The 21,450-nt window shown below is 63.0% G+C and carries 18 protein-coding genes; 8 read left to right on the top strand and 10 right to left on the bottom strand.

Annotated features, from left to right (window positions below; genetic code table 11):
* Nucleotides 1–53: 53 nt before the first annotated feature.
* Together ACFVSI_RS11465 and ACFVSI_RS11460 are read right to left on the bottom strand one after the other, a co-directional pair.
* Nucleotides 54–6,200 (bottom strand): hypothetical protein, encoded by a 6,147-nt coding sequence (locus ACFVSI_RS11465; RefSeq protein ID WP_387823336.1) that lies wholly within the window; start codon nt 6,198–6,200, stop codon nt 54–56.
* A gap of 245 nt (nt 6,201–6,445) precedes the next feature.
* Nucleotides 6,446–8,035 (bottom strand): sigma-70 family RNA polymerase sigma factor, encoded by a 1,590-nt coding sequence (locus ACFVSI_RS11460; protein WP_387823334.1) that lies wholly within the window; start codon nt 8,033–8,035, stop codon nt 6,446–6,448.
* Between the two features lie 439 nt (nt 8,036–8,474).
* Here ACFVSI_RS11460 and ACFVSI_RS11455 point away from each other — a divergent pair, with 439 nt between their 5' ends.
* On the top strand, nt 8,475–8,810 hold the full coding sequence (locus tag ACFVSI_RS11455; protein ID WP_387823331.1) for a hypothetical protein: 336 nt from the start codon (nt 8,475–8,477) through the stop codon (nt 8,808–8,810).
* A gap of 10 nt (nt 8,811–8,820) precedes the next feature.
* Here ACFVSI_RS11455 and ACFVSI_RS11450 read toward each other — a convergent pair whose 3' ends face one another.
* The gene (locus tag ACFVSI_RS11450) at nt 8,821–9,183 is read right to left on the bottom strand and encodes a GNAT family N-acetyltransferase (protein WP_387823329.1); all 363 of its coding nucleotides are present in this window, start codon (nt 9,181–9,183) and stop codon (nt 8,821–8,823) included.
* The gene (locus ACFVSI_RS11445; RefSeq protein WP_387823326.1) at nt 9,180–10,523 is read right to left on the bottom strand and encodes an acyltransferase; all 1,344 of its coding nucleotides are present in this window, start codon (nt 10,521–10,523) and stop codon (nt 9,180–9,182) included. Before ACFVSI_RS11445 ends, ACFVSI_RS11450 begins: the two co-directional genes overlap by 4 nt.
* A 178-nt stretch (nt 10,524–10,701) precedes the next feature.
* Here ACFVSI_RS11445 and ACFVSI_RS11440 point away from each other — a divergent pair, with 178 nt between their 5' ends.
* Entirely contained in the window at nt 10,702–11,121 is a 420-nt protein-coding gene (locus tag ACFVSI_RS11440) for a VOC family protein (protein WP_387823323.1), read from the top strand.
* A 69-nt stretch (nt 11,122–11,190) separates the two neighbouring features.
* On the opposite strand, the gene ACFVSI_RS11435 is transcribed toward ACFVSI_RS11440, so the two are convergent.
* The 5 genes from ACFVSI_RS11435 to ACFVSI_RS11415 all read right to left on the bottom strand — a co-directional run bounded on the left by ACFVSI_RS11435 (nt 11,191) and on the right by ACFVSI_RS11415 (nt 16,483).
* Nucleotides 11,191–11,577: a DUF1304 domain-containing protein gene (locus ACFVSI_RS11435; RefSeq protein ID WP_387823320.1), complete on the bottom strand. Its 387-nt coding sequence runs from the start codon at nt 11,575–11,577 to the stop codon at nt 11,191–11,193.
* Between the two features lie 38 nt (nt 11,578–11,615).
* The gene (locus tag ACFVSI_RS11430) at nt 11,616–12,491 is read right to left on the bottom strand and encodes a class II fructose-bisphosphate aldolase (RefSeq protein WP_387823317.1); all 876 of its coding nucleotides are present in this window, start codon (nt 12,489–12,491) and stop codon (nt 11,616–11,618) included.
* Nucleotides 12,491–13,957, bottom strand: coding sequence for a GntP family transporter (locus tag ACFVSI_RS11425; protein WP_387823314.1), 1,467 nt, complete (start codon nt 13,955–13,957; stop codon nt 12,491–12,493). Before ACFVSI_RS11425 ends, ACFVSI_RS11430 begins: the two co-directional genes overlap by 1 nt.
* A gap of 112 nt (nt 13,958–14,069) precedes the next feature.
* On the bottom strand, nt 14,070–14,975 hold the full coding sequence (locus tag ACFVSI_RS11420; RefSeq protein ID WP_387823311.1) for an NAD(P)-dependent oxidoreductase: 906 nt from the start codon (nt 14,973–14,975) through the stop codon (nt 14,070–14,072).
* 17 nt (nt 14,976–14,992) lie between these two features.
* Nucleotides 14,993–16,483 (bottom strand): four-carbon acid sugar kinase family protein, encoded by a 1,491-nt coding sequence (locus tag ACFVSI_RS11415; protein WP_387823309.1) that lies wholly within the window; start codon nt 16,481–16,483, stop codon nt 14,993–14,995.
* Nucleotides 16,484–16,610: 127 nt separating this feature from the next.
* On the opposite strand from ACFVSI_RS11415, the gene ACFVSI_RS11410 reads away from it, so the two are divergent.
* The 4 genes from ACFVSI_RS11410 to ACFVSI_RS11395 all read left to right on the top strand — a co-directional run bounded on the left by ACFVSI_RS11410 (nt 16,611) and on the right by ACFVSI_RS11395 (nt 19,253).
* Entirely contained in the window at nt 16,611–17,414 is an 804-nt protein-coding gene (locus ACFVSI_RS11410; RefSeq protein ID WP_387823306.1) for an alpha/beta fold hydrolase, read from the top strand.
* Between the two features lie 70 nt (nt 17,415–17,484).
* Nucleotides 17,485–18,186: a FadR/GntR family transcriptional regulator gene (locus ACFVSI_RS11405; RefSeq protein WP_387823303.1), complete on the top strand. Its 702-nt coding sequence runs from the start codon at nt 17,485–17,487 to the stop codon at nt 18,184–18,186.
* Nucleotides 18,187–18,252: 66 nt separating this feature from the next.
* Complete coding sequence (locus tag ACFVSI_RS11400) at nt 18,253–18,873, top strand: nucleotidyltransferase domain-containing protein (RefSeq protein WP_387823300.1); 621 nt, start codon at nt 18,253–18,255, stop codon at nt 18,871–18,873.
* An 89-nt stretch (nt 18,874–18,962) separates the two neighbouring features.
* The gene (locus ACFVSI_RS11395; RefSeq protein WP_387823298.1) at nt 18,963–19,253 is read left to right on the top strand and encodes a hypothetical protein; all 291 of its coding nucleotides are present in this window, start codon (nt 18,963–18,965) and stop codon (nt 19,251–19,253) included.
* A 13-nt stretch (nt 19,254–19,266) separates the two neighbouring features.
* On the opposite strand, the gene ACFVSI_RS11390 is transcribed toward ACFVSI_RS11395, so the two are convergent.
* Nucleotides 19,267–20,235, bottom strand: a complete 969-nt coding sequence (locus ACFVSI_RS11390) for an AraC family transcriptional regulator (protein ID WP_387823295.1) — start codon at nt 20,233–20,235, stop codon at nt 19,267–19,269.
* Between the two features lie 150 nt (nt 20,236–20,385).
* Here ACFVSI_RS11390 and ACFVSI_RS11385 point away from each other — a divergent pair, with 150 nt between their 5' ends.
* The gene (locus ACFVSI_RS11385; RefSeq protein WP_387823292.1) at nt 20,386–20,535 is read left to right on the top strand and encodes a hypothetical protein; all 150 of its coding nucleotides are present in this window, start codon (nt 20,386–20,388) and stop codon (nt 20,533–20,535) included.
* 123 nt (nt 20,536–20,658) lie between these two features.
* Nucleotides 20,659–21,447, top strand: a complete 789-nt coding sequence (locus ACFVSI_RS11380; protein WP_387823289.1) for an SDR family oxidoreductase — start codon at nt 20,659–20,661, stop codon at nt 21,445–21,447.
* Nucleotides 21,448–21,450: the final 3 nt, after the last annotated feature.

Raw genomic sequence — 21,450 nt, 5'->3', positions numbered from 1 at the left:
GACGAATGCGCGGTAACCGGGCGATTGAACCCGGTTACCGCGCACTCTGCTACCTAGACCTCAGAACGCTTGCGGCGTCCAACGAGGAAGAGGAAGACACCCGCACCAACTACCAGCAGGCTGATAGGCAGGACGGTGAGAACAACACCAGTGCTTGCCAGTGATCCTCCGGTATTGCTCTGGGATCCTCCCTGGTTGTTGTCATGGGATCCTCCGGAGTTGCCCGGATCCGACGGCCCAGCCGGCGGGAGGGTCACCACAGCGGTGGCAGGCGGCGTATTCACGGACGGCCCCTTCGGCGGAGTACCTGTGGCAATGGCCGAGTTGGCGACCTTGCCCGCGTTGATGTCGGCCTGGGTAATGGCGTACGTTGCCGTAGCCGTCACCGTCTGGCCGGGCAGCAGGGTTCCCGCGGCACCTGGCCAGTTGTAAACCAGAGCCGACAGGCCAGGCATACGATCATTGACCTCAACGCCCTTCAGCTCCACATTCCCGGTGTTCTTCACAGTGAAGGTGTAGGTGATCAGGTCGCCCACATGGGCGGGATCACCGACGGCGGAAGCGTCAGCCTTCTTGGTGAACTCCAGCCCAGCCGCAGGGGTCAACGGGGTATCCGTGTTTCCCGGAGGCGGCGTGACTGAAGGACCTGTGGGAGGAGTTCCCGTCGTGGTCGCCGAGTTGGCCACGTGACCGGCGTTGATGTCCGACTGGGTGATGGCGTACGTTGCCGTAGCCGTCACCGTCTGGCCGGGCAGCAGGGTTCCCACAGCACCGGGCCAAGTGTAGCTCAGTGCGGACAGGCCAGCCAGGGGGTCGTCGATGGTGACGTTGGCCAGCGTGACGTTCCCGGTGTTCTTGGCCGTGAACGTGTACGTGATCACGTCTCCCACCTTGGACGGCGAGTGAACTGCGGATGCGTCAGCCGTCTTGGTGAACTCCATGCCCGGCGCCGAAGTCAACGGAGTGTCCGTTTCACCCGGAGGAGGCGTCACAGCGGGACCCGTGGGAGGTGTTCCCGTGGTCGTGGCCGAGTTGGCTACGTGACCGGCGTCGATATCCGCCTGGGTGATGGCGTACGTTGCCGTAGCTGTCACGGTCTCACCGGGCAGCAGGGTGCCTGCAGCGCCCGGCCAGACGTAGCTCAAAGCCGAGAGGCCAGCCAGGGGATCGTCAATGACGACGTTCTTCAACGTGACATTGCCGGTGTTCTTGGCCGTCAAGGTGTAGGTGATCGTGTCGCCCGCCTTTGACGGATCCTGGAGTGCCGAGACATCTGCGGACTTGGTGAATTCCATGGCCGGAGCCGGGGTCAACGGGGTGTCCGTGGTTCCCGGAGGAGGCGTCACAGCGGGACCCGTGGGAGGTGTTCCCGTGGTGGTCGCGCTGTTGGCCACATGACCGGCGTCGATATCCGCCTGGGTCACTGCATACGTTGCCGTTGCAGTCACGGTCTGGCCCGGAAGAAGCTCGCCGGGCGTGCCCGGCCAGGTGTACGTCAGGGCCGAAAGACCAGCCAACGGATCCGTGATGGTGACATTCTTCAGCGTGACGTTACCGGTGTTCTTGGCCGTAAACGTGTACGTGATCTTGTCGCCAGACGTAGCGGGGTTCTTGATGGCAGAAGCGTCCGCTGTCTTGGTGAACTCCATGGCCGGAGCCGGGGTCAACGGAGTATCCGTGGTTCCCGGAGGAGGCGTCACAGCAGGACCAGTAGGCGGAGTACCCGTGGTGGTCGCCGAGTTTGCAACATGGCCGGCGTCGATATCCGCCTGGGTAACTGCGTACGTTGCCGTAGCCGTGACCGTTTGTCCGGGCAGCAGGATTCCTGCAGCACCGGGCCAGACGTAGCTCAATGCCGAGAGGCCAGCCAACGGATCCGTGATGGAGACGTTCTTCAGGGACACGTTGCCGGTGTTCTTGGCCGTGAACGTGTACGTGATGACGTCGCCCACCTTGGTGGGGTTCTGAACCGCCGAGGCATCAGCCGTCTTGGTGAACTCCATAGCCGGAGCCGGGGTCAACGGAGTGTCGGTCGTTCCCGGAGGAGGCGTTACCGCAGGACCGGTAGGCGGAGTACCCGTGGTGGTCGCCGAGTTGGCGACATGGCCGGACTCGATATCCGCCTGGGTCACCGCGTACGTTGCCGTCGCGGTCACCGTCTGGCCCGGAAGCAGCTCTCCAGCTGTCCCCGGCCAGTTGTACGCCAGGGCGGACAAGCCAGCCAACGGATCCGTGATGGAGACGTTCTTCAACGTGACGTTGCCCGTGTTCTTCGCGGAGAACGCGTACGTAATGACGTCGCCCACCTTGGTGGGGTTCTGGACCGCTGAGGCATCAGCCGTCTTGGTGAACTCCATGGCCGGCTTAGGGGTCAGCGGGGTATCCGTGGTTCCCGGAGGAGGCGTTACAGCAGGACCGGAAGGCGGAGTACCCGTGGTGGTTGCACTGTTGGTCACGTGACCGGCGTCGATATCCGCCTGCGTGATGGCGTACGTGGCCGTTGCAGTCACGGTCTGGCCCGGAAGCAGTGTGCCCGGGGTGCCCGGCCACGTGTAGCTCAAGGCAGACAAACCGGCCAGCGGATCGGTGATGGACACGTTGGTCAGGTCCACGTTGCCGGTGTTCTTCGCTGTGAAGGTGTACGTGATGACGTCACCCACCGTCGAAGGATCCTTGATGGCAGATGCGTCAGCCGTCTTGGTGAACTGCATTGCCGGAGTCGGAGTCAACGGGGTGTCCGTCGTTCCCGGAGGAGGCGTCACGGCAGGACCAGTGGGCGGAGTTCCCGTGGTGGTGGCCGAGTTGGCAACATGGCCGGCGTTGATGTCGGCCTGTGTGATGGCGTACGTTGCCGTGGCGGTCACGGTCTGTCCCGGAAGCAGCTCGCCCACAGTGCCCGGCCAGGTGTATGCCAAGGCAGACAGACCAGGCAGCGGATCGGTGATGGAAACGTTTTTCAGCGTGACGTTGCCCGTGTTCTTCGCCGTGAAGGTGTAGGTGATGATGTCACCGACGACGGACGGATCGTGGATCGCCGACGAGTCGGCGGACTTGCTGAACACCATCGCCGGGCCGGGAGTCAACGGGGTATCCGTCGTTCCGGGAGGAGGCGTTACTGCCGGACCAGTAGGCGGAGTGCCCGTCGTGGTCGCACTGTTGGCCACATGACCGGCGTCGATATCCGCCTGCGTAATGGCGTATGTCGCCGTAGCCGTGACAGTCTGACCGGGAAGCAGCTCTCCTGCAGCACCGGGCCAAGCGTAGGCCAAGGCCGAAAGGCCGGCCAGCGGGTCAGTGATGGAAACATTCTTCAGCGTGACGTTGCCCGTGTTCTTCGCCGTGAAGGTGTAGGTGATGCGGTCACCGACAACTGACGGGTTCTGGACACCGGAAGCATCTGCCGACTTGCTGAACGTCATCGCCGGAGCCGGGGTCAACGGGGTGTCCGTGGTTCCCGGAGGAGGCGTTACTGCAGGACCCGCGGGAGGAGTACCCGTGGTGGTCGCCGAGTTGGCCACGTGGCCGGCGTCGATATCCGCTTGCGTGACGGCGTATGTGGCAGTGGCGGTGACCGTCTGGCCCGGAAGCAGTTCACCGGCCGTACCCGGCCAGGTGTAGCTAAGGGCCGAAAGACCAGCCAACGGATCCGTGATGGAAACGTTCTTGAGCGTGACGTTACCGGTGTTCTTGGCCGTGAACGTGTACGTGATCACGTCGCCAACTTTGGACGGGTTACCCACGGCCGAGGCATCAGCGGACTTGCTGAATTCCATGGCCGGGCCGGGAGTCAGCGGCGTGTCCGTGGTTCCCGGAGGAGGCGTCACGGCAGGACCAGTGGGAGGAGTACCCGTGGTGGTCGCCGAGTTGGCCACGTGGCCGGCATTGATGTCAGCCTGCGTTATCCCATACGTTGCTGTAGCGGTCACGGTCTGCCCCGGAAGCAACTCACCTGCGGCACCGGGCCACGAGTAAGTCAGCGCCGAGAGGCCGGCCAAGGGATCGTTGATCACAACACCAGTCAGCTTCACATTCCCGGTGTTCTTGGCCGTGAAGGTGTAGGTGATGATGTCGCCAACAGCCGACGGGTTCTTGATGCCCGAGGCATCGGCCGACTTGCTGAACTCCATGGCCGGGCCAGGCGTCAACGGGGTGTCGGTCGTGCCAGGCGGCGGCGTGACCGGAGGTCCGGTCGGAGGATTACCCGAGGTGGTGGCCGAGTTGGCTACGTGCCCGGCATCGATGTCCGCCTGCGTCACGGCGTATGTTGCCATCGCCGTGACAGTCTCGCCCGGAAGCAAAGTGCCCGGAGTTCCCGGCCAGGTGTATGCCAGCGGGGAAAGACCTGCCAGGGGATCGTTGATCACAACGTTCGTGAGGGCAACGTTTCCGGTGTTCTTCGCCGAGAACGTGTAGGTGATGATGTCACCCACCTGCGACGGCGAGTGGACGGCTGAAGCATCCGCGGACTTGGCAAACTCCATCCGCGAAACCGGCAAGGCCGTGTTGGTCAGGACACAGCTGATGTCCGCACCGGCAACAGGGGTCAGGGCGAAGGACTGGTCGAACGCGGCACCGGAGGGGAGCCCCGGCTGCAGACCATTCGCGTCCATGCAGGTGATCGACTTGTCGTAGTCAGCCAGGTTGGCGGCAGACTCCGTCAGGTAGTACGTGGTGGCGGTGTCGGCAACATACTTGCCCGTAACGCCCGTCCCCGCGGTTACCGTGGAGCCCGTTCCTGCAGTGGTGGAATTGCCCGTGTTGTTAACCACGGGTCCAGTTGCCGAACCGGAGTGGATGGCAGTGGTGAACTGATCCGAATCAACCAGACGGGGAGAGTTCAGGGCCTTGCTCAACTCGATGCGCGGTGCCTTTACCACCAGGGTGGCGTCGGCCGGCGGGTTGAGGTTGGTCTCGATGTTCGCAGGACCGTTGACGTAGGTGCCCTCGGTATCCGCTGTGACGTCCACGGTGATGGTGCAGGACGCCATGCCCTTGGCCAGGTCTCCACCGGTGACGGCAATGACGTTGCTGCCCGCAGCCGCAGTGGTGGTCAGCGGGTTACCGGCGGATTGAACACACGTGCCGCCAATGTTCGGCGTGCCTGCCACTTTCAGCCCGGTGGGCAGGGTGTCTGTGATGGACCAGTCGTCCTTGGCATTGAGTTCGCTGGTGTTCGTCACCGTCAGCGTCAATGTCGACGACTGGCCCGGACCGATCAACGACGGCGAAAACGACTTGTCCAGCTGGGGCGTGACATCCACCAGGCGTACGTTGTCGAAAGCTCCATCGTTGCCGTTGGAGGTGCCGTTGTTGTTCCACATCTCAAGTCCTAAAGAGCCGCCAGTTGACTGGAAGGCCTGGTTGGTGAGCATGGAGTTGATGTTGACCGTCTTGGTGACGGTGCCGAAGGCACCGCCGGCGTCGCTGGTGACCTGCTGCTGGTAGGCCTGGACGTTGGGATCGGACGCCGCCTGGCAGCCGTTAAGCGGATCACCGATGGGGGTAACTGTTCCGTCCGCGTCAATGCGGGCGAATTGGTAGGACGGATCAGCCGCTCCACCGAAGCAGTTCATGTAAGCCGTGTCCACACCGAAGGTGTAGTAGTGGCCCGCAGTGGTTGCCAGCGGATTGGCCGTCTTGAACATCACACCGTTGTTGGGCCCGGCGGGCAGTTTGGCGCAGAAGCCGCCGGCCGTATCCGTGGACAGGCACTCGGTGTAGGAGCTGGTGACGTGGTTCGTGTCGGGCGAGCCTGGGGTGAACTGCTGCCCCATGGCTTTGGCCAACATGCGAAGGAACTGGTAGCTGCGACGTGTGTCGACGTCCGCGCAGCGATTATCTGTACCGGATCCGGCGGGGCCGGAGACGGCCCAGGGCGGCGTATCCGTGTTGTCGTAGCTAAGGATGACGCCGTTGCACCGGATCCCGTTGATCCAGTATGGCGAACCCGTGTAGGTCTGTCCTGTGGCTCCGACGTACGTCGTGGAACCCGGCGCCGAGTAGGACTGGGCGCCGAGGGCGGTGTTGTCGGTCCCATTTTCGAAATCCTCATTGAAAACGACGGTTCCGGGCTGCGTCACCCCCGGTGTTCCAGGGACAGTGGCCAGGGATGGCGGCGCCAAGGCGCCGCCCACCCCCAAGGTGATTATTGCTGTAGCGAGCACACCCGCCAACAGCTTTCGTGGACGTGAATATTTCATATGTTCTCTTGCCTGTTTGGATCATCCCGGGAACCCGGTCGAAGCACGGAGTTCCTCGCGTGATGCTGTGGATGCGAACGTCTGCCGCAATAGACCTGTGCATCTCCACAGCAATTCATGACGAAATATTTCGACATTCTTCGTGGGTCAGCCAAGGCACAAAGCGGCCCAACCACTTAGTACGGGAACTCCCCGGTTCATGACGCGAAATCGAGAAAAACTTTTGTGCTTCAGGAAGAGAGTGCTTAGTGGAACGTGCTGATGAACGACTTGGGGACAATCCCCTGGCCGCCGAACTGGTAGTCCAAGGTTCCACTCTCAGCGTTGTCAGGCAGGGTCACTGTCAGGACAAAAGTCAGCTGGTTTGGGTCCAGCGCATCAGAGGCACAACGTAACTGCTGCGCTGACGCACTGCAGTCCCAGCCCTCCGGCGCCACCGTTTGGCCAGCAACGAACGTGACACCATCGGGCAACGTGAAAAGTGCTTCGCCGGACGTCAGAGAACCGTCGCCATCAAGGGAAAACTGGATTTGCAGCTCCCGCTCAAGGGGTGCCGAAGCCTTGCCTGCCGAGAACGTCGCCTCAACCGTGCGCGTCAGAGGTGCCGCTGCAGCGTCAGTCTGTGGCGCCGTCGTCGAAGAGACAACACCGGGATCCACCACGACAGCGCTCCTTCGCAGCGGTTCTTCGGGCGGAATCACGACGGCGGGAGGCTGGCTCTCGGGCGCGGGCGGCGGCACCGGGGCGACACTTGGTACGGGCTCGAGTGTGATGCTTGGAACCGGCAGCGGCGCCGGCGTCTTGACCGGCGGGACACTGGCCGGAGCTTCGGCGACGGCGACACTGGAACCGTTGTTCGGCTGCGGGAGCAACGTGAGCACCCCGGCAAGAGTGCCGGAGCCAACCACCAAGGCTGCCGTGATCTTCCAGGCTTGGCTGATTCCGTGGAAACCGACGGCTGCGGCTTTGCCTGAGGCTAATGTGGCTCCTGCTGCGGCTCCAGCCCCGGACCATCCCGCAGACGCGGCTGCCGCCGGGGTAAAAACAACACCCGCAACCAAGGGGAAGAGGATGGCACGCATGCCGCCTTGGACGTCGTTCAGTTCCATCAGCAAGGCCGTGCACTTGGCACAGCCCGCTAAATGGGCATCTACCTTTTCCTTGGACGTGCGTTTGAGGGCATCGCGCACGTACTTGCCGAGTTGGCTGGCGAACTCGTCACAGGCCTCATCAACGCTTCGGCTGATGTGGTGCTGCAGGTACGCCTGGCGCAAGCCTTCCCTGGCGCGGATGGCCAGGGATGACACGCCGTTAGGGGTGAGGCCAACCAACGGCGCGACGGCAGCAGGCTTCAATCCTTCGATATCCAAGTGGAATAAGACGGCCTGCCAACGTTCAGGCAGGGACTTGAAGGCTTGGGCCATGATGCTTGACTCAAGGTCACCCACCACGTGGTCGTCATCATGGACCACGGCGTCCAGTACGGCATCGTCTGCCGCGGTCTGCGTAAGCCTGGCTTTCCTGTTGCGCTCGTGGGCAGTGCGGCGCACAACGGTCAACAGGTAAGAACGAAAAAACTCGCGGGGGCCCTTGCCGTCCTTCAACGATTGGAAAATGGAAGCGAAGGCCTCGGCGACGACGTCATCGGCGTCACTTGGGTTGTCCGACTGCGCGCGGGCAACGTACTGGGCGATCTGTGCATGCCGCAGATAAAGAGTGTCGAAAGCTTCCGCGACGCCCTGGCGGACCAGGTTGAGGAGGTGGGGATCGCTCTCGTTACCGGCAGCCGATACTGGGCTCGCCCCACCGGCCCCAGCCACTAATAGTTGATCCATAAACAGTAGTGTGACATCGGATTGCGACTTGACTTGAATCACAGGTTACTTAGGACTATAAGGGGCGAAAAGTTTCGTCGAATTCACGACATAAAACTGTCCGGAAGCGCACTAAACAGACATGAGGTTTTACAACCCAGGTTCGGCACGGGCAGCCACGCGTTTCAGGGGCAGGTCTTCTGTGGCCAGAGGAGTCCGTTTAACGCGGAAAGTGGCGGCCAGGCGTACTCGAAGTGCGGCAACACCGGTTGCGGGCGCCCGTCTTTACGGGTGCAGATCCCTGGGCGGGCAATCGAAATGCATCACATTGGTCCATGGGGCAGACAAGCCCACCGCCGTACCCGGAGAGACGGTGATCTTCACGGCCTGGATCATGAATGAGTCCACCTGCCATCTGCGTAACATTCGACTTATTCCGCGGTCCTTCACCAATGAAGCCATGGAAACCCTCGCTTACACCTCCAGTCCGGACCGCCGCCATCTGTCTGTTGGCTCGTTGGCCCCTGGCGAAGGCGTGATGCGCAGTTTCTCCTATCGCGTCACAGAGGCTGACCACGTCCATGGTGGAAGCCTCGTGAGTGCGATGCAGGTCAGGGCGTGGTGCCTCGGCCAGGAAGTCCTCGACGAACACGACGCCATGGTGGCACTCTCGGGCACACGCCCCACCTTGCCAACCCCTCCAATACGCCCAGGGCTGGGCCTTTGGAGTTCAGCGATCGTCACGTCGGTTTCACCGCGACGGAAACCACCTTCCCCGGGCGTTCGGGGGGACTGATTCCGGGCGCCTAGTTGTTATCCGGCTCCGATTCAACCGGTGGCTTCTCCTTCGGCCAATCAACATCCTGCTCGTAGCCCTCGTGCCTTTTCAGGTATCCGGCGATAAAGGGGCAGTGCGGAATGATGCGTTTCCCGGAGGCCACGACGTCGTCCAGAGCAAAGTGGGCCAGAACGTTGGCCAGACCTTGTCCCTTGAACTGGGGCTTTGTCTCTGTGTGGATGAAATCGATATGCCCGGGCTTGTCCATGAACTGAGAAATCACCGCCAATTCCCCGTCCACATGAAGCTCGTAGCGGTGGAATTTGTCGTTCCGAAGGGTGGTAACGCCAGGGCGGAACGACTCGGCCAGTGATTCGGTATTCTCGGTCATGATTCGAGGTTTGCACGTAAATCGTGCGCTGGCAACGTAACGCCCGGTACCTCCGCAGGTACCGCTTCTGCCGGCGACAGCACCGGCGTCGGGACCCTGCCCAGCAGCAGAACGGACAGCGCGAAGCAGGCCGCTCCCCCACCCAGCAAGGCGAGCGTCAACCCATTCAGGGCTGCGTCCGTCACCGGGACGAAAACCACGACGGCGGCCGTCACCACTGCCGTCCGCGCCGGACCCCGCGCGTGGCTGGCGGCCATGGGACGATCCTCAAGCCTGCCGAAGAGCAATACCACTGGGACGAGCAGGGCCACCACGGCGAGGAAAACGGGGATGCGCGCCCACCACCACTCAGCTGATTCGGGCAGCGGCTTCGGCACATCGGTGAGCAACAGCATCCCGGACATGCCAACCAATACGGGAAGATGCCACAAATACACGGTCATCGAGCGACGCCCTGCCACGGCAATGACCGCCCGGATCCACCGGACTTCGCCGAGCCACCGCAAACCCGGGGCCAGGAGTTGCAGCGTGGCCGTCTGGGAGATGCCCAACAGGACCAAGCACAGGTTGGGCGGATTGATGTTCACCACCATGTTCCCCGCATACACGCCAACGCCCGTAATAAGCCCCAACACGAGGTTGCTGGAAACGACGGCACCCACCAGCCACGTGCGGCTGCGGTCCTCGAAAAAGCCGTCAGCTTTCATGAAGCCAAGCTCTTGGACGGCGCACCAAACAAAGATCATGTTGGTGTACGCGAGCACCGGGATGGTGCCGCGGAGGGAATCGATGGTGCTGACCGCAATCAGCAGTGACACGAACGTCAGCAGCGGCGCTCGTTCATGGAACCTGGCCATGAGCGGGATGCTGAGCTGGGCGGTGAGGTACGCGGCCAGGAACCACAGAGGCATCGCGGCTCCGGTAGTCATCAGCTGGATAACTTGCGGGTGGACACCTAGCAGAAGCGCAATCCATAGGCCTCCCCACATGACAGCAAGCAAGGCCATGGCGGGACGGACCAGCCGCAGAAGCCGCAGCTGGGCGAAATCGAACCCGGTTCCACCGGCAGCCTTCAAGCGCCGCCACGACTGGAGACCGGTAACGCCGCCCAAGACAAAGAACAGGGGAACGATCATCAACACCCACAGCACGGGGGTGAACCACGTCTGCTCCATCAGCACATTGCGGGTCTCCACCGTGCCGTCCTTGTGCAGTACTGGACTGACCATCATGCAATGGGCAACCACCACCAGGAGCAGGCAGGTGAAACGGACAAGGTCGATCGCCGGGTCCCTCTGCGCAGCCGTTGTGCCGACTACAGGAAACGCCTCCCGCTTCATGGCTCTCCCTACCAGGCAGGCACCCGCGGGTTGGCTCCCCGGGTGTTGACTCCCACATGCTGAGTCCATTGTCCGCCCACGTGGGCGGATCGGGCCAGAAGGCTGGCCGGGTCCTGCTTCATCCACAGGGGACCATTAAGTCTGGACGGAACGCCCATATACCGGCAGGATCAGACGCATGACTACGTCCATTTTCGTGAATCTGCCCGTGAGCGACCTCGAGGCATCCAAGGCCTTCTACACAGCGCTCGGTTACACCATCAACCCGAACTTCACCGACGAAACAGCGGCGTGTGTGGTCTTCAGCGACACCATCTACGCCATGCTGCTGACCCACGACAAATTCAGCCAGTTCACCAAGCAGCCGATCGCGGATACCAAGAACTCGACGGCGGCCATCGTCGCCCTTTCAGCCGACAGCCGGGAAGCGGTGGACTCGCTTGCCAACAAGGCACTTGAGGCAGGCGGCTCGGAAACCTACGACGCCCAGGACCTTGGCTTCATGTACAGCCGGGCGTTCAGGGACCTCGACGGCCACCACTGGGAGGTGCTGTGGATGGACCAGGCCGCGGCCCAGGCAGGCCCGCCGGAGCACTAAGGACAACGCGGGGTCACTTATGGCCGATGTTGGAAGGAAACATGGGCCATAAAAGACCCCGCGTTGCTTTTAAAGGAGGGCGAGGATTCCAAGCACGACGGCGAGCAGCGGCGTTGTGCCCTGGATGGCCGCCGCGCGGAGGTACTTTTTACCACTGGCCGCCAGGACCAGTGCGGCAAGGAGCATGGACCCGCATGAACTGAAGACCAGGGTCCAGCCCACCTGCGGAGAGCCGGCCCACACAGCAATGATGCCAACCAGGGCTCCGATGGCGAGGAACAGGTTGTAGAAGCCCTGGTTGTAGGCAAGCGGTTTGGTGGTTTCTGCGTCAGCCTGGGAGGTGATGCTGAACGTCTTCCATGTCTTTGGCTGGGTCCACGTGATGGACTCCATGGTGAAAATGTAAACGTGCAGCAGGGCGGCAATCAGGGCAAAAATCAGGGAGGCCAGGATCATGGTTTGATCCTAGCCTCCCTGTATTCCCGGGCTGCGCGTCAGGCCCTGAGCAGCTCCAGCGTGGCGCCCGCGAAGGCCGCAGCGGAACCATCCCAGCGGGCCAGCAACCCCTGCAGATTCTCGCCGTCCGCCCGGTAAGACGCCGTTTCGGACTCCAGCGTGGACAGGATGCCAGTCCGCAGCTCAGTGTTGAAGTTCACTTTGCCAACGTTGAGGGAAGGGGCCTTGGCCAACTCCGCAGCGGGGATGCCCGAGGCACCGTGCAGCACCAGCGGAACCTCCGTCCGTGCGGCGATCTCCTGCAGCACATCCCAGCGGATGTTGGGCTCGCCCTTGTACTTCCCGTGCACGTTCCCCACCGCGACGGCGAGCAACTGCGCGCCGGTGAGTTCAACGAAATCAGCCACCTGTGCTGGGTCCGTCAGCCCCGCAACGGCCGGACCGGCGTCGGACTCTTCCGCGGAGGTGCCGAAGGCTTTGTCCTCATCGCCGGCAAGGCCACCAAGTTCCGCTTCAATCACGACGTCGGCATATCCGGCGGCGTCCAGCGCGGCTCGGACTTCGCGTACCAGGGCGATGTTGTCGGCGTAGGCAAGCGAGGAGCCATCTGCCAGCACAGCATCGGCGCCGGCGTCCACGGAACCAAGAATCACGGACACGTCCGAAGCGTGGTCCAACTGGACTGACACCGGAACGGTGGCGGAGTCAGCCAGACCGCGGAGGGCAGAAATGAGTCGCAGCCCGTTGGGAGTGGAAGCAGTCTTCGGAGCCACCAGCACGATCACGCCAAGCCCGGCTTCCTCTGCTGCGGACACGACGGCCAGCGCGGTGGTGAAGTCGTAGCAGGTAAAAGCGGGAACAGCCGAACCCGAAGCCAGGGCGGAGCCGACAAGCTTGTCCAAGGAAGCTCGCATCAGTGGGCCAGGCCTCCCACCAGAATCCAGGCGACATATGTAAGAACGAAGCCGGCCAGGCCCAGGATGGTGGTGAGGACGGTCCAGGTCTTGAGGCCGTCGGACACGGTGAGGCCGTAGTAGCGGATCACGGTCCAGAAGCCGGCGTCGGTGACGTGGGACAGTCCCAGCGCGCCGAAACCGATAGCGATAACGATCACCGCGATCTGGGCGGGCGAGTAGCCACCTTCCATGACAGCGGAGGTGAGCAGGCCTGTCGTCGTGACAATGGCGACCGTCGCCGAACCCTGGGCAGCGCGCAGGGCGAGCGAAATGATGAAGCCGAGCACGATCACTGGAAGGCCGAGGCTGTCCAAGGTGTGGGACAGTGCCGCACCGATTCCGGACGTGCGAAGCACCTCACCGAACACGCCACCGGCAGCGACCACCATCAGGATGGAGGCAATGGGAGGCAGGGCGCCTTCGAAGATCTCGCCGGTTTCCTTGAGCGACCAGTTCCGGCGGACAGCCAACAGGAAGAAGGACAGGGCAACAGCAACAAGGAGAGCGAAGAACGGGTTTCCAATGAAGGAGGCAACGCCGTACCAGTAGTTGTCCTTGGCGATGGTGAGCGTGCCGACAGTGCCGAGGAGGATCTGGACAATCGGGGCGGCGATCAGGAACATGATCAGGCCCGGACGCGGCGGAGCAACCGCGCGGGCACCAGGGCCGTCGTGGCCAACGTGCACCAGGGAATCTGAGCCGAACTCTTCAACTTGGGCCTTCACGCCGGGGAGCAGTTCGTAATCCTTGCGGTTCATGATGCTGGCAACCCAGTAGGACAGGAAACCGAGGGGCACACAGATGATCAGCGAGATGAGAGTGATGAGTCCAATGTCGGCGCCGAAGACGCCGGCGCCTGCAACGATGCCCGGGTGCGGGGGGACTGCGACGTGGATCGAGAGCATGATGCCGGCCATGGGCAGGCCGAACTTGATCGGGTGGACCTTGGCAATCTTGGCGAAGGCGTAAACGATCGGGACCAGGACAATGACGCCGACCTCGAAGAACACCGGGATGGCGACGAGGAAGCCGACGGCGGTAAGGGCCACAGCTACCCGCTTGGCGCCGAGCTTCTCGGTGAAGTGGGTCGCCAACGACTGCACGCCGCCGGAGACCTCGATCATGCGGCCAAGGATGGCGCCGAGGGCAATGAGCAACGCCACCTTGCCCATCGTGCTGCCCACGCCGTTGGTGACCACCGTAAAGATGTCCTTAAGCGGGATCTGCGCGGCAACACCCACCAGGATACTTACGGCAAGCAAGGCAACAAACGCCTGGATTTTGAAGCGGATGATCAACACGAGCAACAAGGCGATGCCAGCCGCGGCGATGGTCAGCAGAAGGGGTGTTCCCAGTTCCACTGCGGGCTTGATGGCGGGGGCGTCAGCGGCCCCGACCAGAAGCGGGTTGACAAGGGGATTCATTGGGGCGGTGTCTCCTTTGACAGACCGGTCCGCTGAGCAGACCGGCGGGAGGTGGCGGCGACGACGAAGGGGGGATCGCCGTCGTCGCGCGTTCTGGGGTGGGCGGAGTTGTTTAGGCGGTGCGCTTGGCGGGCGCAACAACCTTAATGACGGCGGAGTCGTCAGCGGCGGCAAGGCCTTGGGCCTGCCCGAGGAGGTAAAGCTGTTCTGCGGCAGCGGCAACGGGTGCGGCGAGTCCGGCGGCACGGGTAGCCTTGCCCACGATTCCCATGTCCTTGACGAAGATGTCCAGGCGGCTGAGGACTTCGGCGCCTTCCTCGTCGTAGGCCTCAAGAATACGCGGGCCTCGGTTGGAGAGCATAAAGGAACAGGCCGCTCCGGCTTCAAGGGCTGCCAGGGTCTTGGCTTGATCGAGTCCGAGGGCATCAGCGAGTGCCAGGGCTTCAGCGGCTGCGGCGATGTGGACGCCGCACAGCAGCTGGTTGACGGTCTTGAGGGCCTGGCCGTCGCCGGGCTTGTCTCCAACGATGGTGAGCGTGGAGGCCAGCAGTTCCAGGGCGGGACGGGCCTTTTCCAGGGCCTCCGGTTCGGCGCCCACGACGATGAGGAGGTCGCCTTCGCCAGCGCGCTTGGGGCCGCCGGACAGCGGAGCGTCAACGAGTGCAACGCCATACTCGGCCAGTTTGGCGACCGTAGCCGGGATGGCTTCCGTACCGACAGTGCTTCCGAGGATCACGACGGCGCCCGGCTTCAGGACGGGGGCCACACCGTTCTCACCAAAGAGGACGTCGTTGAGCTGTTCGCCGTTGCGGACGGCCAGAAGCAGTGCATCCGCATCCTGGGAGGCCTCGCGGGCGGAGGCGAACGTCTTGATGCCGGCCGCGGCGGCGAGATCGAGGCGTGCCTCGGCGATATCGAAGCCGTGGACGGTGACCTCGGACGCGAGCCGCGTGGCCATGGGCAATCCCATGGCACCCAGGCCGAGGACGGTGACGGTGTAGTTGCTGCTGGTGGTCATGGTGTTCTCCGTTGAATCTAGAAAGTGGCGCTGAGTTTGCGGGTGACCTGGGTCAGTGATTGGTCGTCGCCGACGTTGCCGGCAAAGACGATGTAGGGAATGCCCTTCGCGGGCCCGTCAACCGGCTCCCAGAGCGAAACGATGCCCGGCAGCATGGGTCCGCGGACGATCCCATGCCGGATTTCCAGGCCGTGCGCTGCGACGTCGGAGGACGTGATGCCGCCCTTGGCAATGACGAACCGTGGCGGGAAGGTCTTGAGCGCACGGTTCACGACAGCCACGACGGCGGCGGAGACAGTGCGGGCAATCTTCAGGCTCGCTGCGGGGTCGTCGGTCTTGATGAGGAGGCGGCTGGTGTGGACGATGACGTCGCCTTGACGGAGGGCGTCGACGACGTCGGACACAACAGTTGCGATGTAGCCCTCGGCTTCCGCCTCGCCGGCCAGAAGCTTCTCGACATCGATTTCGATGGTCCGGGCCGAGCTGTGTTGGGAGGTGAGGTCGTTGAGCTGGCGGGTGGTCACGCCAACGTGGGAGCCGACAACGATCAAGCCACCGGCTGTGGAGGGGGTGTTGCCGGCGAAGGCTTCCTCTCCCGTCAGGGCCTCGCGGATGTCTTGGCCGATGCGGCCCCGGACGAACGGCGGACCCACGCGGTACAGGAGCTTCTTGCCGCGGCGTTCTGCTTCTTCCAAGCCGAGAGCGAGGGCGCGGAAGTCGTTTTCCGTGACAATGTCGGCCACGATCGGGGTGGAATCGGTGGCGGTTTCGATGGCGTCGGCGATTGCTTTGGCGGAGATGGCGGGGTCGTTTGCCGCAGCGCCGGCACGGATGATGTTGAGGTCCAGAACGATGACGTCGCTCGCGGGGAATCGTCCCTGGGACTTCTCCTCCACGTACTTGGCCATCTCTGAGTTGACGAAGCCGAAGCTCGCGTCCTTGGCGAACTCCGTCTCGGCAACCGGGGTGAGGGAACCGGCGTCGCCACGCATGTAGTGCACGCCGCCAATGGTGACGCGGCCGGCGTCGGGGAACGCCGGAACGATCACGACGCCATCAGTGGTCTCGCCGGTTTCGGCGGTGACGGTGGCGGCAATGGTGTCCGGTTCCAGAGGGTAGTGGCCACGGAGGGTGGAGTCGCTGCGGCTGACGAAACCCAAGCGCAGTCCGTCGGCAGAAGCGGCTGCCGCCAGCGCGTTGCGGACGATTTCCTCGTTCCGCGCTGCAGCCTCCGCGGGATCAAGGCTGCGCGTGTTGGTCAGCACGTAGACCGCGGGCTTGGTGTTGTTGTCCTGGATGTGGGTGAAGGCCCAGGCGAAGTCGGCGACGTCCCAGCTGGTCAGGACAGCGAGATCTGCAACGGACTGAGTGCCCGTGGGGTCGTCGTCGAGAACCACCAGGATGCGGGGGCTGCTCGCCGAGGACGCGGCGACGGCGTCAGCCACGAGCTGGGCGGGAATCCGGACTTCCGCCGGGAAGGCGGCCAGAACGTCGGCTTCAAGGATCACTGTGCACTCCATCGTGAAAATCTCTGCTGCGGTTTGTGAATGTCAGATGTCAGACATCTAACATTTGAATCAGTGTGACATAAGCATTCGCACTGCGCAAGGAGACCCCCGTCACTAGGCTGGGGGCATGGCAGAGAGCATAAAGCCGCCAGCGTTCGTGGATTTTCGCGAGCCACGCGTTTCCGCAGGTGAGTCCGTTCCTGCCGTCTTGATCCATGGCTGGGCCTCCACCTCTGCCTATTGGGAACCTCTGGCGGAAAAGCTGCTCGACGCCGGGACGCCGGTGTGGATCTTGGACCTTCCCGGGTACCACCCGGGGGAGATTCTGCCGCCGGGCTTTGACTGGACCCTGGACTCAGTGGCGGCATCCCTGGAAGCGACCCTCGATGCCAAGCGCAGCGGGCCCGTCCATCTGGTGGGACACTCGCTGGGTGGCAGTGTGGCCCTTACCCTGGCCGCCAATTATCCGGAGGTGGCGGCAACCGTGACGCTGGTTGGCATGGTCCCGGCACCTCCCAACGACGGTTTCCGATCGATGCTGGAGTCGCAATGGAAGCAGGGCTTCATCGATGGCGAAAGCAAGGAACGCTGCATGAAGGCCTGGTACGGAACGCTGCCCCGACGGGAGGAAGAACTGCTCAGCCGCGGCTTTGACGTACCTTTCGAGGTGTTGGGCCCGAGCGGCAAGGCGGCCGTGACCGGCGTCGACCCTTCAGTACCCGGGCGTGTTCACGCGCCACTGCTGGTCCTGGCTGGAATGGAAGACCGGATACGGTCGATGGACCAAATGTCCGCCTTTGTGGACGCCGGGCCGGGGAGGATCCTCAGGGCGATCCCGACGGCCGGTCACAGCGTGCACTGGGAACAACCTCAGCAATGCGCCGAAACGTTGCAGGAGTTTTGGAGAAGCAACTGGCCATCGCCAGCGTAAGATGTCTGACATCCATCCCGCCCCGGGTTACGCGGGCACACGATGGGCGGGAAAACAGGAGTGGGGATACATGGCACGCAAGTCGCTGGTTGGCGTCGTAGCTGATGAGTTGCTGGACCGGATCATCGCGGGAGAATTTCCGCCCGGCACAGTTGTTCCGGGTGAGCTGGAGCTCAGCGCCAGGCACGAAGTGAGCCGGATGACCGTGCGTGAAGCCATGAAGACCCTGGAAGCGCAGCGGATCCTCAGTGTTGAGCGCGGCCGTGGAACGTTTGTGAACCCCCTGAACCAGTGGGCGTCGCTTGAAGCAGTGCTCCGCGCAGCATCGGAGGGCACCAAAGACGCCGCCGCCGCGGTCCAGTTGATCGAGCTTCGCCGGATGCTCGAGACCGGCGCTTGCGAACTCGCCGCAGAACGCATCTCGGACGACGATCTCCGCACGCTCAACGAGCACGTCGACAAGATGCGGGCCTCGCATGAAGTCAACGACCTCGCCGGTTTCGTGGAAGCGGACCTTGCATTCCATGACGTGATTCTCCACGCGTCCGGGAATGTCTTCGCGGCGGTCCTTTTTGAGCCCCTGCACCGGGTCCTCGAGGCGCGCCGGGCGGAGACCTCCGCGTTCCCGGAGATCCAGGCGCACGCCATCGGGCACCACCGGAAGATCGCGGCAGCCCTGGAGTCCCGGAATCCCAACGAGGCAAGGCTGGCCATGGATGCCCACATGCAGCAGACGCTGGATGACCTGAAGACGTACGTGCTGGAGGCGTAGCCGTTCCGCACGGCTGATGTCTACTATTGTGTCTATAGGTGCACAATAGTAGATCCGGAGGCAGTGATGAGGCTGCAAAATCCATTGAGTGCCATCAGCCCGACGCTCGATATGGGCGTGCTGTTCGTTCTCGCGCGGGCGGATGCAGAGTTCACTGCGCCCACCATCAACGCCCTCCTTCCTGAAGGCGGCTCGCTGGCGGGAGTTCGCAAGGCGCTGGGAAGACTCGTGGAGCAAGGCATTGTCGCGGATAAAGTTGCCGGGCGAACGCATATGTATAGCCTCAACCGCGAACATCTGCTCGCGGAGGCTGTTCTTGGGCTCGCGTCGGCGAGGGATCGGCTTTCCGAGAGAATTCGCCTCGCCATTGACCTGTGGGAATTCAGTCCAACTGTCGTCACAATCTTCGGTTCCGCTGCACGTAAAGACATGCGGACTGATAGTGATATTGACCTGTTTGTTGGCCTCTCCGATGAAACGGATGACGTGGTGGCCGAAACGTGCGTTGCGGATCTCGCCGGAAAAGTGAGTATCTGGACCGGAAATGATGCCCGCCCCCTTGTGTACAGGGCATCGGAAATCGCGCCAGCGCCAATCTTCGATTCCATCGTCACCGAGGGGCTCACTGTCTACGGTGACACGAATTGGCTGGGTCGCAGGCTACGTGAAGCAAAGGCCGCGTCCTGAAGACGTCGAAGGGGAACTAGAACATCCGCAGTGGTCGCCTGGGCAAAGCCCTGCAGTTTCAGCGCGTTGCCATCGATGCGCTTGATCTCGTGGACGAACATCGCGAGGTTGCCGACGCCGTCGTGACGCTCTGCGTGCACGCGGGCATCGCCGCTGCAGATGCGATCTGCATAGCGGGCCTGGGTCACTTCTCCCAAGGTCAAGACCACAATGATGCGGTGAACCTGCTGAAGTCCGTTGACGGCAACGCCGCCAGGCAGCTCGCGGCGCTCCTTCACATGAAGACCCGCGCAGGGTATGGGTTTGACCCGGTGACACCGGAGCAGTTGAAGAGGGCGACCCGGGCAATGGACGCGCTCATCGAGCGAGCCAAAGCATAGCCGTTTCGCCCCCTCACCGCCGCAAGCTCTCCGACGGCAACTCACCGAACGTCTTCAGATACAGGGCCGAGAACCGTCCCTGGTGCGTGAAGCCGCACAACTCAGCGACCGCCGTCACGCTTTGCTCGCGGGGACCGGCTTCCAGCAGCATTTCCCGCGCCCGGTCCAGTCGGATGCTCCTGAGCAGGTCCGACGGCGTTGCTCCGGTTTCGGCCCGAAGCGCGGTTTGCAGGGTGCGGACCGCGACGCCGAGCCGTTCTGCGATATCCGGCACCGTCAGTTCTTCGGAGGCGTGCCGCTCCAGCAGCTCGCGGCACTCCCGGACCAGGCGGCTTTCCTTGTCGCCATCCGGCACCCCCTCAGAGGCAGGTTCAAGGGCCATCAGGAGCCGCGACATCATGCTGTCCGCCAGCAAACCCTGAACGAAAGCCGGGGATTCGGACTGCGGCTGGCTGATGAGGTCGTCATGAAGTTCGACGACGGACCTCAGGAATGCGCGGCCCGCGGCGGTTGAAAGGTCCATGCCGTAGCCCAACTCACCTGGAGCGGTGCCGTTGAGCTGGTACGCCACACGCTCAAGCGCCTGGCGGCGCACGTAGACGATGAGGTGCGGACTGCCCACGTCCCAGCTCATGGAGAACGGCCGGTCAATCGGTGGGACGGTCGCAGTGCGGGGGCTGGATTCCACAGTGCTCGCACCCACCTGCATGGACGCGTGCCCAGCCAGCGGAATCTGCACCAGATGGAAATCCTGCAGACCCTCCGGGTCGATGCGGACGTCCGCGCCATAATCCAGGAACTCGATCCCGACGTCGCCCCGATGCAGGGACCGCAGCTTCATGTCCACGGCCGATTTCCGCGTCCGTGGCGCGAGTTCATGGCTGCAGAACAGCTCGGCAATCTTGGCGTGTGCCTCGTCCACGTCAGTTGTGGCCATCGTTGGCTGCCCCCGCAGGACGTCACGGGGAAGAATCTTCACCATTCGGGCACCCATTCCACAGTTTTGCGCTTTTCGGATGATCCCCGCGCGACGTGGATATTCCGCATTTCAACGGCCACCTAGAGTCGCTGTTAGGACAAGTATGACGCGGCTCACACCACGATAACAGCACCGAAAGCGAGGTGAGGACCAGTGAAGAACATCAAGCTCGCACGTGACCGACGGGACGAATGGGACCGAACCCACTTCGAACTCTGGGCGGCGGAGCTCCGGGCCAAGGACATTCAGCTCACCTCTGCGGCCTGGGTTGGTTGGCACGAAGAAGAGGAAGACCCTGCGTAATTCGGATGGGCTCTGCGCTTTGTGGATAGTCCGGCGGACACCGGCTGCCTAGAGTCACTCATGGAGTGACTATGACGCACGTCATATTTACGTAACACACCCCAACAGAAGGAAGGTTTGGCAATGTCAGGACTTCACGGCAGGACAGCAATCGTCACCGGCGGCGTCACCAAGGTGGGCCAGGGAGTGGTGACGGCGCTGCGGGACGCCGGCGCCGCCGTCGTTGTTGCCGACATAGACCCCGACGGCGGTTCCGTCACTGCGGCCCTGGGCGAACGCGTCACGTTCTCCCACACGGACATCACCGACGACGACGCCGTCAACACGCTGGTGTCGCGGACCGTGGAGGAGCACGGCGGCCTGGACATCCTGGTCAACCTGGCCTGCACCTACAAGGATGAAGGCTCAGCGTCACCCCGGGCCGACTGGCTGGACGCACTGAACGTCAACCTGGTTAGCGCAGTCATGGCCAGCAACGCGGCCCGCCCGCACCTGGCACAGTCCGGCCACGGTGCCATCATCAACTTCACCTCGATCTCCAGCTCGGTGGCCCAAACAGGCCGGTGGCTCTATCCCGCCAGCAAGGCCGCGTTGGTGCAGATCACCCGCAGCATGGCCGTGGACTTCGCGGGCGACGGCATCCGCGTGAATTCAGTCAGCCCGGGCTGGGTGTGGAGCAACATCATGGACTCCCTCAGCAACGGAAACCTGGAGAAAACGGACTCCGTTGCGGCGCCGTTCCACGCTTTGGGACGCGTGGGACGCCCGCACGAGGTAGGGGACGTCGTCGCGTTCCTCGCCGGCGACCAGGCGAGTTTCGTGACGGGCGCCGATTGGGCGGTCGACGGCGGCTATTCCGCCTTGGGCCCGGAGCGCGCCGAAGAAACCATCCCCCTGCTCGCCGCCAACTGACCG

This window comes from Paenarthrobacter sp. NPDC057981 (genome assembly GCF_042886835.1).
Lineage (GTDB): Bacteria > Actinomycetota > Actinomycetes > Actinomycetales > Micrococcaceae > Arthrobacter.
This window is presented reverse-complemented; position numbering and strand designations above follow the sequence as displayed.